The sequence below is a fragment of the Phormidium sp. FACHB-592 genome, from assembly GCF_014695795.1.
Taxonomy (GTDB): domain Bacteria; phylum Cyanobacteriota; class Cyanobacteriia; order Leptolyngbyales; family Leptolyngbyaceae; genus Stenomitos.
Window position 1 is genome coordinate 62,265 of record NZ_JACJOZ010000016.1, and the last position, 15,820, is coordinate 78,084.

A 15,820-nucleotide genomic window follows, 5' to 3' on the forward strand; every position below is an offset into this window, starting at 1 on the left:
GGTAACGGGTTAACGGTATGGGGCATTGCTGCCAAGAGGTTCTGGTGCAGCAGCATGGTCGATCGCTCCTAGTAGCTTTAACGTCTCTTTCTGAGCGGCAGTCAACCCTGTCGCCCCTGTAATATCAGCCTTTTCATACGGTCTCTCCACCCTCAATGTTTCTAAACACGTTGCCGTTTGCTCATCCCATAGTTTTACTGTGCCATCCTGACTACAGCTTGCCAGCACACCAGCAGGGCTGTAAGCAAGAAAACGTACCCAGTTTTGATGTCCGTAGAAAGTTTGGAGCAAGGGAGGTGCGGGGAGAGGCGTGCAGGGAGAGGCATGAGGAGTATTTTGAGTTAATGCTGGCGGCTGGTGGTTGATGTCTGAAAGATCCCAGCACTTGATGATGCCATCACCACCACTACTGGCAAGTACGCGATCGTCCGGACTAAAGGTCACAGCCAGCACCAGATTCGAGTGTGCCTGAAAGGTTTGCAGACGATCGCCCGTTGCGATTTCCCACACAATGACGATGCCGTTAGAATCACCACTTGCTAACAGCGTGCCATTGGCATTAAACGCAATACAGCGAATCCAACCTGTATGACCATGCAGTGTGTTGAGAGGCAGCACGGCAACGCTAGCTGATCCGGTTACTGCATCCAGCACAGGCGCTTGAGTTGTTACTGCCCAGAGGCGAATGGTCTGGTCTTGGCTGCCACTAGCCAGAAGTTGGCGATCGTGCCTTGCCACAGCAGCTTTTTTAGATGCCATTACAGGGAACGCAGGCGCAAAAGCAACCGCGCAGACTCCGCTCTCGTGTCCCTTTAAACTGTGATGACAAGCGCCAAACGGTTGATACCAGAGGCGAATCGTACCATCCAGGCTACCGCTAGCGACACTTTGACCATCAGCGCTAAAGGCAACCGACCAGACCGCGTGAGTATGTCCGGTAAGGGTAAGGGGTGAGGAGTAAGGCGGTGAAGGGATAAGGGAGTGAAGAGACAAGTTCTTCCTGGTTACTTGTTGGCTGCCAAGCTGAGAAACATCCCACAAGCGCACCGTGCCATCTTCGCTGCCGCTAGCAATGGCTTGACCATCTGGGCTAAAGGCAACTGACCAGACCCAACTGGTATGTCCGGTGAGAGTATGAGGCGAGTGGGTAGGTTGCGCCCTTGCTCCCTCCGCCGCCTCTGCTCCCTGCCTCCTGATTCCTGCCAGATTCCAAAGTCGAATCAGCCGATCTTGCCCACCACTGACTAGGGTTTGACCATTGGGGCTGAAGGCGATCGACCAAACGCCGCTGTTATAACCTTGCAGCAACCGTAAGCATTGGTTCGTCTGGCTGTCCCAAAGCCGCACGGACTGATCCTCGCTACCACTAGCTAGAAGGCAACCATCAGGGCTAAACGCGACGGCAGAAATCCAACTGGTGTGCCCTTGCAAGACCCGCAGACAATCGCCGCTATGGTTCCATAAGCGGATGGTGCGATCGTCGCTCCCGCTAACTAGCCAAGTACCCGCCCGATCACTAGTGGGGGCAGCAAAGGCAAGCGATCGTACGGCTGCTGCATGCCCAACGAGTGTTTTGTAGCAGTGTTGTGTTTGGACATCCCACAGTTTGATGGTGCGATCGCTGCTGCTGCTTGCCAACACTTGACCATCTGGGCTGAAGGCGATCGACCAGATCCAGTCAGTGTGTCCAGTAAGGGTAAAGAGCGAGGGGTGAAGGGGCGCAACGGTGAGGGGATTATTACTGCGTGGTAAAGGCTCTGCTGGGTCTTGATTTCCCTGACTACTGAGCGTTGATGGCTGATGGCTGACCGCTGACCATTGATTACCCAACGCTGAGACATCCCATAATTTGATGGTGCGATCGTAGCTGCCGCTAGCAAGTAGGCGACCATCGGGGCTAAAGGCAACGGAATGCACTTCGTCGGTGTGGTCTGAGAGAACAGCAGTGAGTGTGCCAGTGGCTACGTGCCAAATGTGGATCTGTGGATCTTCATTACCGCTGGCAAGATGGGTGCCAGTGGGGCTAAACGCTAGAGAAAAGACGCGGCTGGTGTAACCTTTAAGCGTCTGCACGCATTCGCCTGTTTGCAGATCCCACAGGTGAATCGTGCCGTTAGCGCTACTGGCAAGCAGACAGTTGTCGGGACTAAAAGCAACCGACCATGCCCATCCGTCTTTAGCTTTACAAGTCAGGAGCTTTTTGCCATCTGCAACTCGCCAGATATGGACTTCATAGCTAATATCACTCGCTGCCAGCAGTTTGCCATCAGGGCTAAAGGCAACCGCTAGAATTTGGCTGAAGGTTTCGGTAAAAACAGACTGACTGAGATCAGAGTAAGAAAAATTGGTGCCATGCAGGTTTACTTTTTGCAGGTAGGCTTGCCAGAGGGTGAGATGGGAAAAGTCACGATCGCGCAAGGTCTTGCCGGGTTGAGCGCCATCCTTTTGCACAGTCTGGAGCTGGCAGAGCAGATTGATGACATTGCCACCGATATAGCCGATTGTTTGGGGTGGTTTGCCTCGCATTTTCTCTATGAGCTGCATCAGGCAATGGTCTAGCTCCAGTCGAGTGCTGGTAGTAAGGAAACGATCGACGATCGGCTTGAGCAGCAAGCGTATCTGCGTTTCACGCACGTAATCTTTCGCCTGTGCTTTGATCAACGCATGAGAGCGGAGTAAGGGTGTGGCGGGAAGTTTTGAGTTTTGCTTGCGACCTGAGCTTGAGCCGAAGGGATGTTTGAGTTGATTTTCGGTTCCTGTCTCTCTTTCTCTAAGGTGATTAGCGCCTACTTCACCGATGGAGCCAATCACTTCAACTCCCCAGGACCCAGTTTCTATCCCTTTAATCTCCTCATACACGCCCTCGATCAGTCGCTCAGTCATATACTCCATCACGACTGGTTGCAGTGTGAAGCGATTACCGTTTTTCTCAATTAAAGAGCGGCGTTCTAGCGCAGTGAGGGTATCAAGCAGGTGAGAAGGAGAACTAAGGGACAAGCAGTCTGACTGGAGTTCGGCAAAAAGCACGGGTTCACGGTTGATGGTGAGCCAGAGCATGACCTGCTGCTCGAGGTCTGACAGGCGACCGATTTGGCGTGCTAGCAAGTCTCGAATATCGCCAAACACAGAGCTGCCTTGCTGAGAAAAATCTAGAAACTGCGTGAGATTGCCATCAAAAAAATCGGCGATCGCCGTTGCTACAATTTTCAGCGCTAAGGGATTACCTGCATAGTGGTTGACCAGCGTTTGCCATTCGACCGCAGAACCAGAAAATGTACCTTTGACGCTTAAAAGTTCGCGTCCAATGGCGGGGGGTAAACCAGAAAGCTGAAGCGATCGCACTGGCAAGCTATCACCTTCTCTAGGAGCAAACCCCTTCGGTTTTTCGCGGCTAGTAATTAGCAGACAGCTTTGATGTGGGGTTTCGCCAACGCAGCGCAAAAGCTGACCATAGCCTTCGTACCCTGGCTGATAGCCACCCTCGCGATCGCCCGCTTGCATGACCGTTTCGGCATTATCCAAAACCAATAGGCAGCGATGCACCCTTAAAGACTGCAAGAGCCGCAAGATCTGCTGATCTAGCGTTTCGGTGTCCGTCAAGAGGGCTTGCACTGCTTGATTGGCAACAAGCTGAAGGAGATCGTTAAGCAAACTGCGAATAGGTGGGGCATTGCGGAGCGATCGCCAAATCACATACTCAAACTCATCCTGAATTTGCGTTGCCAACCGTACAGACAAGGACGTTTTGCCGATACCGCCCATCCCAAACAAGCCAATTAGACGGCATCGATCAGTCATTACCCACCGTTCTAGCGTCGTCAGCTCAGTCGATCGCCCATAAAAAACCGAGACATCGCTGGCTTCGCCCCAGTCAGTGTGAGGAAGTGGGGAGTGGGGAGTAGAGAGTGGGAAGAGTTCTGAGTTTTGAGTCGCGCTTTGCGCCGCTGCGCTAGAGCGTTCTGAGTTGATGCTAACCGCTGACCGCTGACCGCTGACCGCTAAAGACTGACCGATGCCTTCTGCCTTTTGCCTTCTGCCTCCTGCCTCCTGCCCCACATATCGTTTTAAAGTGACGTGAAGATTACTCTTGCTAACCTTCTCTCCTAACGCGTTTGAGAGCGATCGCCAGAGGTGGGAGCCAGTTTGTTTAATATAGCCAACTTCGTAGCCTGCATCTTTGGCAATCTCTTGATACGACAGCTCGTCCCACGTTTGTCGAAGCACGATCGCCTGCAAGCGGCTCAAACCTTCGTCGCTTAAAATGTCTTCGACAAGTCTGAGTGCTTCATCAGCAGTCATAGCTGAACAAACGCCCCCAAAACAAACAATTTTTCAATGTCTTACCGTTTGGTAAACAACTCTTGAGCTGTTAGCAGGTGCGTCAGTGCAATTGCAAAGAAAGCGATCGTGGTTCAAAAACGGTTCTGAGCTGGTTTCTCAACTGTTTGTTACAGGTGGTCCCAGCAGTCGTTCTGGCTGTTAAAGTGCTGGCAGACTAAACCGAAAGACCACTTAAATCTCTAGTGTCGTTGCTTTTCGCTTCCACATCCTATGAGCTTCCGGCTCTCCGCTTTGTCATACTAATGACATTCTTCTCACTTTATACACACCTTTAACGAACCCTGCTGGAACCGCTAACTGTAAAATCTGGCACATATCGAGGTTTTTTTTTCTCATAGGCTGACAAACAACTTCACTACTATTAGCTGATTAATTGCTGCTACAGCCTTCCTGATCGCCCCTTCACTAAACTTTGTTTGTTGCGCCTTCATAGCCCCCACCACCACTGTTTCTCAGGAGAATTCAGAACGTGACCACGAAAAGACCTTTATATGTTCCCCGTCGCCAGGTGATTCGGGGTTTGATGGCAACTGCTGCCTTTGGTGCTACATCTAAGTTATGGACTGGATGCTCCTCCGAAACGCCTCAAACGCAAGCAAGTAGCGGTGGTACAGCCAGCCCCGTTGCCGACAAGCCGATCGTGATTGGCTTTATCTACAACGCGCCTAAAGATGACTACGGCTGGAATCAGGCGCAGGCAAAGGGTGCCGCTGCGATCGCCAGCATCCCTGGCATCAAAATTGTGGAGCAGGAAAGCGTACCTGAAACCAAAGAAGTTCAGGAAGTCATGCGGAACATGATTGACCAGAATGGAGCAACCGTCGTTGTTCCTACCTCGTTTGGCTATTTCGATCCCCATGTCTTAGCTGTCGCTAAAGACTATCCAGAAGTGCAGTTTCTCCACTCTGGTACGCTCTGGAAAGAAGGTTTGCCAAACAACGTTGGCAGCTATTTTGCGTTGCTCGACGAGGGGCAATACCTCGCTGGACGCATCGCTGCCCAAGCGACTAAGACAGGCAAACTGGGTTTCGTTGGCGCGAAACCCATCAATCCGGTTTTGCGGAACATTAACAGCTTTATCCTGGGTGCCCGCAGCATCAAGCCCGATCTCAAGTTGCAAGTGATCTTTACAGGCGATTGGTCACTGCCAGTGAAAGAAGCAGAAGCCACTAACTCTCTAGCAGACCAGGGTGTGGATGTTGTCGGCGTACACGTAGACAGCCCTAAAGTAGTCATCGAAACGGCTGAGAAACGCGGCATTTTTTCGACCGGTCTCCACTCTGATCAATCAGCGCTGGCTCCTAAGGGCTATCTGACTGGCACGATGTACAACTGGGCAACAATCCATAAGCAATATGTTGAGTTGCTCAAAGCAGGCAAAACTTTGATGAATGGCGGCATTCCGCATCAGGTTATTGGTGGTTTGAAGGAAGATTTCATTAGTCTGGCAACGTTTGGTCCAGCCGTGTCAGCCGCCATCAAAACGGATGTTGACGCGACGAAAGCGAAGATTGTCGATGAATCCCTCGCAGTCTACAAAGGCTCGATCAAGGACAACACGGGTGCAGTGAAGATTCCAGCAGGCACCTCTTACAAAGTCACGGATGTGGCACCGACTGAAATCAATTGGTTGGCTGAAGGTGTTATTGGGAAGGTAAGTTAACTGATGGCACTGAGTCGTTCTAATTGGCGATCGACCGCTGAGTCGATTTGCATCCCCGTGGGTGCGTTGGTAGTGGCACTGGTTCTGTTTGGGGTCTTTTGTGCCATCTGTGGCAAAAATCCTTTTCTCGTTTATGGCGCAATTTACAAGTCAGCGTTTGGCAACTGGCGTTCTTTTCAGGGCACATTGTTACGCGCTGCACCATTGATGCTGACTGCCCTTTGTACGGCTTTGCCTGCTCGTCTAGGGCTGATGGTGATCGGCAACGAGGGTGCCTTAGTGATGGGTGGGATTGGCGCTGCCATCTTCGGGCTTTTGTTGTCCTACGGTACTGTGCTGCCGTCACCCGATCAGGTGCAGAACCTTCTGGGCTTGCCGCCGCTTGTGGTGCAGCTTGGGATGGCACTAGGTGGCATTCTCTTTGGTGGCATATGGATTGCGATCGTCGGTGCGTTGCGCCACTACCGAGCCGTCAACGAAACCATCAGCAGCCTGTTGATGAATTACATCGCGATCGCCCTGCTCAACCACCTAGTCGAGGGTCCGATGAAAGACCCGGCATCGCTGAACAAGCCCTCTAGCTTTCCCATTCCAGAGCTTTACCAGATTGGGAATATTTTCTCAACTCGGATTCACTACGGCTTGATTTACGGCATCATTGCGTGCGCGATCGCCTACTTCTTGATACAACACACAACCTTTGGGTTTGCTGCCCGTACTGCCGGTGGCAACGTCAAAGCCGCTCGTATTGCTGGGCTACCTGTTGGCAAGCTCACCATTATCATCTGCTTTCTGGCAGGCTCCTGCGCGGGCTTGGCTGGCATGGTTGAGGTTGCAGCCGTTCAGGGTCAGGCAAATGCCTCGATCGTCGCAGGCTACGGCTATGCAGGCATTCTGGTTGCCTTTGTTTCCCGTTACAATCCCCTGGCGGCTGGTCTGGTCGCGGTTTTGTTAGGTGGCATCATCGCTAGCGGCGGCGCACTCCAGCGATCGTTCAACATGCCCGATGCCACCGTTTTGGTCTTTCAAGGCATCGTGTTCATCATCGTTCTTTACAGCGAGTCGCTCTACGGACGGCTGAAGCTTTTCAAAGAGCCAGAGTTAAAAGGCACGCCACCCGCGACGGCAACAGCGGCAACGCTTTAGGAGCAAAGGATGAAAGCTAAAAGCTAAAAATTTTAGCCTTCATACTTTAGCCTTCATCCTTTTCTCATTTCATCAACCTTGTTCGGAGTACTGTCATGGCAACGGAAGCATTAGGCGCATGGGGTGTAGTACTGGGGGTTTTTGCAGGTACGCTGCGGGGTAGTGCCCCCTTCCTGTTTGTGAGTCTGGGCGAGTGTCTGACTGAAAAGAGCGGCAAGATCAACCTGGGACTGGAAGGAACACTGCTGACAGGAGCAATGAGCGCCTATGCTGTCTCCTACCTGCTAGAAGATAAGGTGGGTGCTGCGCTGTCTCCCTGGATTGGCGTTTTAGTGGCAGGTCTTGCTGGTATGGGGCTGGGCTTCATTCATGCCTGGCTATCGCAACAGCCAAAGGTAAATGACATCGCAGTTGGTATCGCCATGATTATTTTTGGCAGTGGGATTGCGTTCTTTTTAGGCAAGCCGTTTATTCAGCCCAAAGCCCCACCGCTGCCCACGATCGACCTCGGTAACTGGAGTAATATTCCCGCCGTGCAGTCTGCTCTCAAAATCAGCCCGCTGTTTGTCCTGGGTGTGGCGATCGCTCCCCTCATGTTTTGGTTTTTCAAGTCTACGCGCTGGGGGCTGTTCATTCGTGCGGTTGGCGATAGTCCCGATGCAGCGCTGGCGATGGGAATGTCCATTTCTAAGGTGCGGATGCTCTGCATTGTAGCGGGCAGCTTTCTCGCCGGTATTGGGGGTGCATCGCTCTCCCTTTACTATCCGGGTTTGTGGTCTGAAAGTATTTCTAGCGGTCAGGGGTTGATGGCAGTGGCACTCGTGATCTTTGCCCGCTGGAACCCCATTCAGTGCCTCTGGGCATCTCTCTTTTTTGGCGGTGCTCAAGCGGTGGGTCCCGCATTGCAATCAGTCGGTATTGAGCAAGGACGTTACCTGTTTAACGCAGCACCGTATGTTTTGACGTTGCTGATTATGATCATCACCTGCTCCCCTAAGAAGACGCTGTCTGGGGCACCAGGCGCTCTGGGCACTATTAATGGCTAAGGCGATTAGTACTTAAGGCGATCGTGCCCCACTAAGTTATTCATCATCCATCCAGCATCAGCAAGCTTACATCTCCAGGAGGCAGCATGACAGAAGTTGCAGACCCTTTGACCCGTACTTCAACGAACAACGCCCATGCCCTAATGAGTCCGCCTGACCTGGAAGTAGTCAGTATGACCAAACGGTTCGGCTCGTTCACAGCGTTGGAAGCTGTTTCGATGAAGTTGAAGCCTGGAACCTTTCATGCGCTGCTGGGAGAAAACGGTGCCGGCAAAAGTACGCTCGTTAAGTGCATTATGGGCTTCTACACTCCAACCACGGGTGAAGTGCGGATTGATGGTCAAGCGCGGACAATCAGTAGCCCGCGTGATGCTCATACTTATGGCATTGGCATGGTGTATCAGCACTTTACGTCCGTTCCTGCTATGACGGTGGCTGAGAACCTGGTCTTATCTCGTTTTGACCACACCAACATCATTAACTGGAAGAAAGAGTTTGAAGCGCTGACCGCGTTTATGGAAACTGCACCCTTCAAAGTGCCCCTTGAAATGACGATCGCTCAGCTTGCAGCAGGGCAGAAGCAGAAACTCGAAATCCTTAAGCAACTGTATCTTCAAAGCAAGATTCTCATTCTGGACGAACCAACGTCTGTCCTTACGCCTGCCGAAGCCGATGAAGTGCTGGGTTTGATTCGAGAACAGGTGACGGACGGCAAATTGAGCGTTTTAATGATCAGCCACAAATTCCGCGAAGTCACTGCGTTTGCAGATGAAATTACAGTGCTTCGCAAGGGCAAATTTGCAGGTAATGGCAGAGTAAAAGACATGACCGTCTCTGAAATGGCGGAGATGATGATGGGTGAAAAACGAGAACCACAAAAGGTTGAGAAAACCATTCATAGTGATCCTGCTGTGGTACTTCAGATCAAAAATCTTCATGCAAACAAAGACAATGGTTTAGAAGCTGTTGGTGGCGTGAATTTGACCGTCCACAGTGGTGAAGTAGTGGGGATCGCAGGGATTTCTGGTAACGGTCAGCGCGAACTCGTAGAGGTGCTGGCAGGTCAGCGTCCGGCGACTGCTGGTGAAGTGCTGGTCGATGGCAAAATCTACAAGATGACTCGCGCTGAAATGTTCAAGAATCGCGTGTTTGTTTTGCCGGAAGAACCTCTCCGTAATGCCTGTGTAGCCCATATGAGCGTGGCTGAGAACCTGGCGCTGCGTACCTTCGATCGCCCACCCCAGGCAAAAGGCATCCTGCTTATCTTTAAAAAAATCCGCGAGATGGCGGTGGGCTTAATCGGTTCCTTCAAAATCAAAACACCTTCGCCAGATACGCCTGTCGGCAACCTTTCTGGTGGTAACGTTCAAAGAACTGTCCTGGCACGCGAACTGTCCGAAGATCACATCAAGTTACTCATTGCCGCTAACCCCTGCTTTGGTCTGGACTTTGCCATGGTGGACTACATTCACGGACAAATTCTCGAAGCCCGTAATCGAGGTGTTGCTGTGTTGCTAGTGAGTGAAGATTTGGATGAATTGCTGAAGCTCTCCGATCGCATTTTTGTCATCAGCGGCGGCACCTTTGCCTATGAAAGTAAGATCGAGGATGCTGATTTTGCGTCGATCGGTCAAAGTATGGCAGGGCACTAGAAGCATTCAGCGTTTAGCTGTCAGCAATTAGCTGAAAAAATTGTTAATTGTTGGCTTTTAGTTGTTAGAAGAACTAAGAACTTAAAGTCAACGGATGTCGATCGCAGATTGTTGCCCAACAACTAACAACCAAGAACTAACAACTATGGTTACAATTTCTGCCCAACCTTACGATTACGAATTGCCTGCTTCTGGAAATGTTGCGCTCATTGTCATTGATATGCAACGAGACTTTATGGAACTAGGTGGTTTTGGCGATATTTTAGGAAACGATGTTAGCTTGCTACGGACAATCGTCCCCACGCTTAAACAATTGATTGAAGGGTTTCGTGCCTTAGAACTACCGATTTTTCACACAATCGAATGTCATCAATCTGATCTTTCTGACTGTCCGCCATCCAAAATCAAGCGTGGTAAAGGTGAGCTAACGATCGGCAGCAAAGGACCGATGGGGCGCATTTTAGTCAAAGGCGAACCTGGTAATGGCATTATTCCCGAACTCGCTCCACTGCCCAACGAAACAGTCATCTACAAGCCGGGGAAAGGGGCTTTCTACGCCACTGATCTGGAGTCCATGCTGAAAGCGCAAGGCATTACCCATCTATTCATCACAGGCGTGACGACAGAAGTGTGTGTACAAACAACCATGCGCGAAGCCAACGATCGCGGCTACGAGTGCCTTATGGTCGAAGACTGCACCGAAAGCTACTTCCCTGAATTTAAGCAAGCCACGCTAGAAATGGTGCGCGCTCAAGGCGGCATCGTCGGTTGGACAGCTACTGCTGCTGACGTTCTCAAAGGTTTAGAAGCCTGGAAGCCTCTGGAGGCATTGGTTTAGTGCGGAAAAGGAAGCAGAAGCCAGTAGCAAGGGCGGCAGGGGAAGCAAGGGCGGCAGGGGAAGCAAAGGAAGCAGGGGAAGCAGTACAGCATCAACTCAAATTTCAAAACTTCCCTATTTTTGCCTTTTACCTTTTGCCTTTCCCCACTCCCTACTCCCCACTCCCCATTCCCCTTATGATGAGCTAGACCTGCTTATCGTTTGCCACTCACGCCGCAATGCCCAAATGGATGCTGAAGGATCGGAGCCTACTGTTACAGCGGCTCACGCCTTACCTTTTTTTGCTGCCTGCTCTGGTGGTTCTCAGCCTGACCGTGTTTTATCCAGCGCTACAGGCGTTCTACCTTAGTTTTACGCGCTACGACTTTGATTTGACGCAGCCACCTCTATGGATTGGGCTGAAGAATTTTCGTCGTCTGTGGGGCGATCGCGTCTTTTGGGAGACTTTTCACAACACGGTGCTGTATCTGGTGGGCGTAGTTCCCATTCTGGTGATGCTACCGTTGGGCTTGGCAATTTTAGTGAACCAAAAGCTACGCGGCATCCGCTGGTTTCGGGTGGCATATTATACCCCCGTCGTGATTTCAATGGTTGTAGCGGGTATCGCCTGGAAATGGCTCTATGCTGACAACGGCTTGCTCAATCAACTACTAAAGCTACTGGGTCTCTCAGCAGGCATTCCCTGGCTTACTAGCCCCAAATGGGCAATCTTCAGCGTGATGGTTGTAACTATTTGGAAAGGCTTGGGCTACTACATGGTGATTTACCTAGCGGGCTTGCAGGCAATCCCTGAAGATTTGTATGAGGCGGCGGCGATCGACGGTTCCGATGGCATCAAAAAACATTGGGACATTACCGTCCCGTTGATGCAGCCATACCTATTACTGGTGGCGGTCATTTCTGCTATTTCTGCCACTAAAGTCTTTGAAGAAGTCTACATCATGACGCAGGGTGGTCCGCGCAACAGTTCTAAGACGATCGTGTATTACGTCTATGAGCAAGCGTTTCAGAGCCTGGAAATGAGTTACGCCTGCACAATCGGTTTAGTGATGTTCTTGATCATCCTGGGTTTGTCAGTGTTGCGACTCGGCGTAGAGCGGCTAACTGTAAGCGATCGCTAAATTGATCAACACTAAACTAGCAGACGGCTACACCCGATCTAAACCGAATGCTCATCGCCCGACGGGTCTTCCAGGCAGTCATCCGACTTTTGGAAAAACCACCGCTTGGCAAGTTTGGGAGCGGGTAACCCATGCGTTTTGTGAAAGTCTTCTAGCACCTTGCGAGTGAGACGATTGGACACCTGACGCACGATTTGGCGGAGTAAGCGATCGCCGGTACTTTGAACCAACGACTTGGGCAATGCCTGAATAAACCGTGGAAACTGAATCGACACGGTTAGATCTAACTGCCATTCAACGCGCGTCACTGGGGTAGAAAGTTTGCTAGTGCGATCGCTTGTAGGAGAAGACGCATCTGCCCCTGCTTCGATCAGTTTCATCGCTGCTTGAAAATCAACGTCATAGCCCGGGGTGACATAGCCAGGAATAGGAATGGTTTCAATCCGGTAGACTCGATGATCTTCAGGCAGCAAGTGCAGTCCGATTTTTGGCTCCACCTGATAACCATGTGAACCAAAACGACCAATCACCAGGGCATAGCCATTATCACCTAGTGGTTCTGCAACCATTGGTTGAGCACAGTTACGAAACCAATCGGAATGAGCATCAAAATACTCAGTTACCGTTTGCATTTCGGCGGGCATCTCCATGCAATCCACAAAATGGGTGCGAAACTGGGTCGGTTCAGTGAGATGTTGAGTAGAGTCCTCTGTCATCTGGTAATGCGTCTCTGGGATGACCGATGTAGTGTGGAGTGAGCCATCAGAGATCTTAGCGGATGAGAATCCAGTAGAGTGTGACTGCATGATAATCGGCTCGACGTTGATTGCTGTATGCCTTGGGTCTATACTGCCCCTTTAGCCCTCACGCTCTCACCGAGGTTTTACGGATTTCTCAAAAAGTTTATCGAATATCAATCAGTGTATAAAGTAGACCCTTGTAGAAGTGAAAGCTACGCTCGACGATTAATAACGGCTCTGGCTAACCAATACAGCTATTACGCCATGTACCAGAGGGGCAAAAACGCTTCACATTCTTTAACATAGCACTACTATAGAGACAGCCTGCCATCAGTTTACGGTAATGAGTCTCTTTGTACGCTAGCTTTATCGGCATAGAGCGATCGATAACTCTTGTATGGAGCCTGATGCAAAGCGAACGTAGGGGAGACTCTTGAAGCGCTCACTACATGATTCAAAAGGCAGGGCGATCGTCCTAAATTTGCCTTGAACAGGTCTTAGACTAAATTAGCAGCAGTGAAGCGGCTTTAACTTTGGTTGCCGTTGTGGGACTGAGGTGCTTACCTAGGAAGCGGCGTGCTGGATTTCATACCAGACATAGATGAAATCCGAGTTCTCTAGCCCCTATTCTGTGGTTTCTCAGGTCATAGTCCTTTTTTAGACTGCACACGTTGACGACTACAAGGAGCAAGAGCATGAAAGCATTTGTCGCTGGAGCTACAGGGCAGACAGGACAACGTATTGTGACAGAGTTGGTAGCGCGAGGTATCCCAGTGCGTGCTCTGGTGCGTGATTTAACCGCTGCCCGCTCCATCTTGCCAACAGAAGCCGAATTGGTCGTAGGTGATGTTTTAGACCCTACAACGTTAGCTAGTGCCATAGGGGATAGCACTGTTGTTCTTTGCGCTACTGGAGCAAAGCCAGGGTTTGATCCGACCGCCCCATACAAAGTTGACTATGAAGGCACAAAAAATTTAGTCGAGGCTGCTAAGCAAAAACAAATTGAGCAGTTTGTGTTTGTTTCCTCTCTCTGTACATCGAAACTGCTGCATCCCTTGAACCTCTTTTTTCTCATTTTGGTTTGGAAGAAACAGGCAGAGGAATATCTACAAAAAAGCGGCTTAACTTACACGATCGTCCGTCCCGGTGGGTTAAAGAATGAAGACAACACGGATGCTGTCGTAATGTCCTCTGCTGACACCCTATTTGATGGCAGCATTCCTCGTACCAAAGTAGCTAAGACCTGTGTGGAGGCACTTTTCTCACCATCTGCACGCAACAAAATTGTCGAGATTGTGGCTAAAGCGGATGCGCCTGCTAAGAGTTTTGATGACCTATTTGTGGGCGTTAGTTAAGTCCGTTGCGTGGGCTGATGGCAGTCTCGAGCAGTAGGCTCACTAACTAAAAACTAGCAATGAGCCGCTAGTATGCTCCTATTGGTGCTATCTCTACCGATGTTGCTTCTAAAACAGGTATTAACTTCAACCCAAATTCGGTTTCAAAGCTACCTTTTTTATAGTCGAGGCTCCAGAGTTCTAGGGCGCAATCATCATCGGGCTTCGTTGGCTGAATGAGCAGCCAGAATTCCTGCGTTTCGGAATGGGGTTGGCAGACGACACGTTTAATAGCACCAATCTGGCGACGATCGAGCGCGACAGCAAGACGCAGCAAGGCGCTAAGTTGATCAACCACGCGACGATACCGTTTGCTGGTCAGGTTGCGGTAACTTTCGTGCTTTTTCTTGGGCGCACTTTTGCGATGATAGCGAGCAAGGTTGGCGATCGTCTCGATTTCGGTTTCGGTATAGCCAAGCAGGTCACTATTACGAACCAGGTAGTAGGAGTGTTTGTGATGAGAGGAGTGGCTTACATGGTGCCCGCAGTTATGCAGAATAGCGGCTGCCCACAGCAGTTCCCGTTCTTCTTGTCCCCAACTGTGCAGGCTGCCCTGAGTTTGGTCGAATAGGCTCAACGCAAAGTCTGCTACCTGTTCGCCGTAGTCTAGCTTCACCTGGTATTTGATGGCAGTTTCGAGCACGCTGCGCTGGCGGACAGAACCTTGATAGCGCAAGCGATCCTCGATCAGTCCATGAGTCAGCATCCAATCAACAATGACACCTTCTCGCAACGATCGCTCACAAATGACGATCGACTCCATCCCCAACAGCGTCATCGCTTCTTGAAGAATAAGTGCCCCTGCCAAGATAATTTCGGCACGGCGCTCATTGATGCCCGGAATTTCAGCCCGCTCTGCAACTGATAGACGACGCAAGCGATCGACAATCTCTCGTAAGTCTCTAAGGCTAAACTCATAGCCATTCAGTGGTGATGGCACAGCACCCGTTTTTTCGCGGGCATGGATCATTGCCAGGGTTTCGATCGTACCTGATGTGCCGACGAGCCGAGGATGTTCACCGACTTCTAGACCAGCTTGCAGTTCTTCGATCGGACGTTCTAGCATCCCGCGAATATAGGCTTGGAGCGACTGAAACTCGCTGTTACTAATCGGGTCAGTGGTGATTTGTTCAGCCGTAAGCCGCACTGCACCAATTTTGGTACTGCTGAGGGTGCGGGGTTCGTGCCCATCACCTAGAATCAACTCAGTCGAGCCACCGCCAATATCAATGATGGCATGAGGTTGACCGCTAAACTCCATGCCCGACAGCACGCCCAGATAGATCCGACGCGCTTCTTCAGGACCCGAAATGAGGTTAATCCACAGCCCTAATTCGGCTTCGATCTGCTGCAAAAAGCTGCGCCCGTTGGGTGCTTCACGCATAGCGCTAGTAGCGACCGCGATCGTTTGCTCAGCGTTCAGGCTTTTGGAAATCTCCTGACAGCGCTTAAGGGCATCCATTGCCCGTGCCATCGCAGCGTCGGTGAGATTGCCTGTTTGCTTGTCACGAGCGCCCAGTCGTACCGTTGTTTTCTCCCGCGCAATAATCGTAAACGCAGGTAGAGCAGGCTGAATGCGTACCACAACCATGTGAATGGAATTCGTACCTACATCGATCGCAGCGAGAATACGCTCATGCTCGGCGTTCATGGCAGAAAGGCTCACCAGTTGTTGCTTGATCTTATGAACTGAGCTAACCATCTTGATATATCCAACGATTCAATCAACCAGACTGAAAGGATTGATCTAACAATCTCTTTAATTTGTGAACAGTACCCTCTAGTCGCTTTCAGCCTTGAGCCTCTCCTGAGCCTGGTGTCTGACCGCTGACCGCTTCAAGAGCAGCGTACTATGCATAAATGCTTAAAGCCTGCTATG

11 protein-coding genes are annotated in these 15,820 nt (G+C 50.8%); 8 read left to right on the top strand and 3 right to left on the bottom strand.

Going from position 1 to position 15,820, the window contains the following annotated elements; genetic code table 11:
* Positions 1-9: 9 nt before the first annotated feature.
* The gene (locus tag H6F86_RS03715) at positions 10-4,299 is read right to left on the bottom strand and encodes an NB-ARC domain-containing protein (protein ID WP_190446762.1); all 4,290 of its coding nucleotides are present in this window, start codon (positions 4,297-4,299) and stop codon (positions 10-12) included.
* Positions 4,300-4,810: 511 nt separating this feature from the next.
* On the opposite strand from H6F86_RS03715, the gene H6F86_RS03720 reads away from it, so the two are divergent.
* From H6F86_RS03720 to H6F86_RS03750, 7 genes are all read left to right on the top strand, one after another.
* A complete protein-coding gene (locus H6F86_RS03720; RefSeq protein ID WP_347240079.1) occupies positions 4,811-6,004 on the top strand; it encodes a BMP family ABC transporter substrate-binding protein in 1,194 nt (397 codons plus the stop codon).
* A gap of 3 nt (positions 6,005-6,007) precedes the next feature.
* On the top strand, positions 6,008-7,150 hold the full coding sequence (locus H6F86_RS03725) for an ABC transporter permease (protein ID WP_190446763.1): 1,143 nt from the start codon (positions 6,008-6,010) through the stop codon (positions 7,148-7,150).
* Between the two features lie 95 nt (positions 7,151-7,245).
* On the top strand, positions 7,246-8,196 hold the full coding sequence (locus H6F86_RS03730; RefSeq protein WP_190446764.1) for an ABC transporter permease: 951 nt from the start codon (positions 7,246-7,248) through the stop codon (positions 8,194-8,196).
* 86 nt (positions 8,197-8,282) lie between these two features.
* Positions 8,283-9,848, top strand: coding sequence for an ABC transporter ATP-binding protein (locus H6F86_RS03735; protein ID WP_190446765.1), 1,566 nt, complete (start codon positions 8,283-8,285; stop codon positions 9,846-9,848).
* Positions 9,849-9,993: 145 nt separating this feature from the next.
* A complete protein-coding gene (locus H6F86_RS03740) occupies positions 9,994-10,686 on the top strand; it encodes an isochorismatase family cysteine hydrolase (RefSeq protein WP_190446766.1) in 693 nt (230 codons plus the stop codon).
* Complete coding sequence (locus H6F86_RS03745; RefSeq protein WP_190446767.1) at positions 10,686-10,874, top strand: hypothetical protein; 189 nt, start codon at positions 10,686-10,688, stop codon at positions 10,872-10,874. Before H6F86_RS03740 ends, H6F86_RS03745 begins: the two co-directional genes overlap by 1 nt.
* A gap of 30 nt (positions 10,875-10,904) precedes the next feature.
* Positions 10,905-11,807 (top strand): sugar ABC transporter permease, encoded by a 903-nt coding sequence (locus tag H6F86_RS03750; protein WP_199322126.1) that lies wholly within the window; start codon positions 10,905-10,907, stop codon positions 11,805-11,807.
* A gap of 38 nt (positions 11,808-11,845) precedes the next feature.
* On the opposite strand, the gene H6F86_RS03755 is transcribed toward H6F86_RS03750, so the two are convergent.
* Complete coding sequence (locus H6F86_RS03755; protein ID WP_190446768.1) at positions 11,846-12,613, bottom strand: DUF1997 domain-containing protein; 768 nt, start codon at positions 12,611-12,613, stop codon at positions 11,846-11,848.
* A 629-nt stretch (positions 12,614-13,242) separates the two neighbouring features.
* Here H6F86_RS03755 and H6F86_RS03760 point away from each other — a divergent pair.
* Complete coding sequence (locus tag H6F86_RS03760; RefSeq protein ID WP_190446769.1) at positions 13,243-13,902, top strand: NAD(P)H-binding protein; 660 nt, start codon at positions 13,243-13,245, stop codon at positions 13,900-13,902.
* A gap of 67 nt (positions 13,903-13,969) precedes the next feature.
* On the opposite strand, the gene H6F86_RS03765 is transcribed toward H6F86_RS03760, so the two are convergent.
* Complete coding sequence (locus tag H6F86_RS03765) at positions 13,970-15,643, bottom strand: Ppx/GppA phosphatase family protein (protein WP_190446770.1); 1,674 nt, start codon at positions 15,641-15,643, stop codon at positions 13,970-13,972.
* Positions 15,644-15,820: the final 177 nt, after the last annotated feature.

Coding starts and splice junctions, on each gene's coding strand:
- H6F86_RS03715 (WP_190446762.1), bottom strand. CDS start 4,299: ATGACTGCTGATGAAGCACTCAGACTTGTCGAAGACATTTTAAGCGAC.
- H6F86_RS03725 (WP_190446763.1), top strand. CDS start 6,008: ATGGCACTGAGTCGTTCTAATTGGCGATCGACCGCTGAGTCGATTTGC.
- H6F86_RS03730 (WP_190446764.1), top strand. CDS start 7,246: ATGGCAACGGAAGCATTAGGCGCATGGGGTGTAGTACTGGGGGTTTTT.
- H6F86_RS03735 (WP_190446765.1), top strand. CDS start 8,283: ATGACAGAAGTTGCAGACCCTTTGACCCGTACTTCAACGAACAACGCC.
- H6F86_RS03740 (WP_190446766.1), top strand. CDS start 9,994: ATGGTTACAATTTCTGCCCAACCTTACGATTACGAATTGCCTGCTTCT.
- H6F86_RS03750 (WP_199322126.1), top strand. CDS start 10,905: ATGCCCAAATGGATGCTGAAGGATCGGAGCCTACTGTTACAGCGGCTC.
- H6F86_RS03755 (WP_190446768.1), bottom strand. CDS start 12,613: ATGCAGTCACACTCTACTGGATTCTCATCCGCTAAGATCTCTGATGGC.
- H6F86_RS03760 (WP_190446769.1), top strand. CDS start 13,243: ATGAAAGCATTTGTCGCTGGAGCTACAGGGCAGACAGGACAACGTATT.
- H6F86_RS03765 (WP_190446770.1), bottom strand. CDS start 15,643: ATGGTTAGCTCAGTTCATAAGATCAAGCAACAACTGGTGAGCCTTTCT.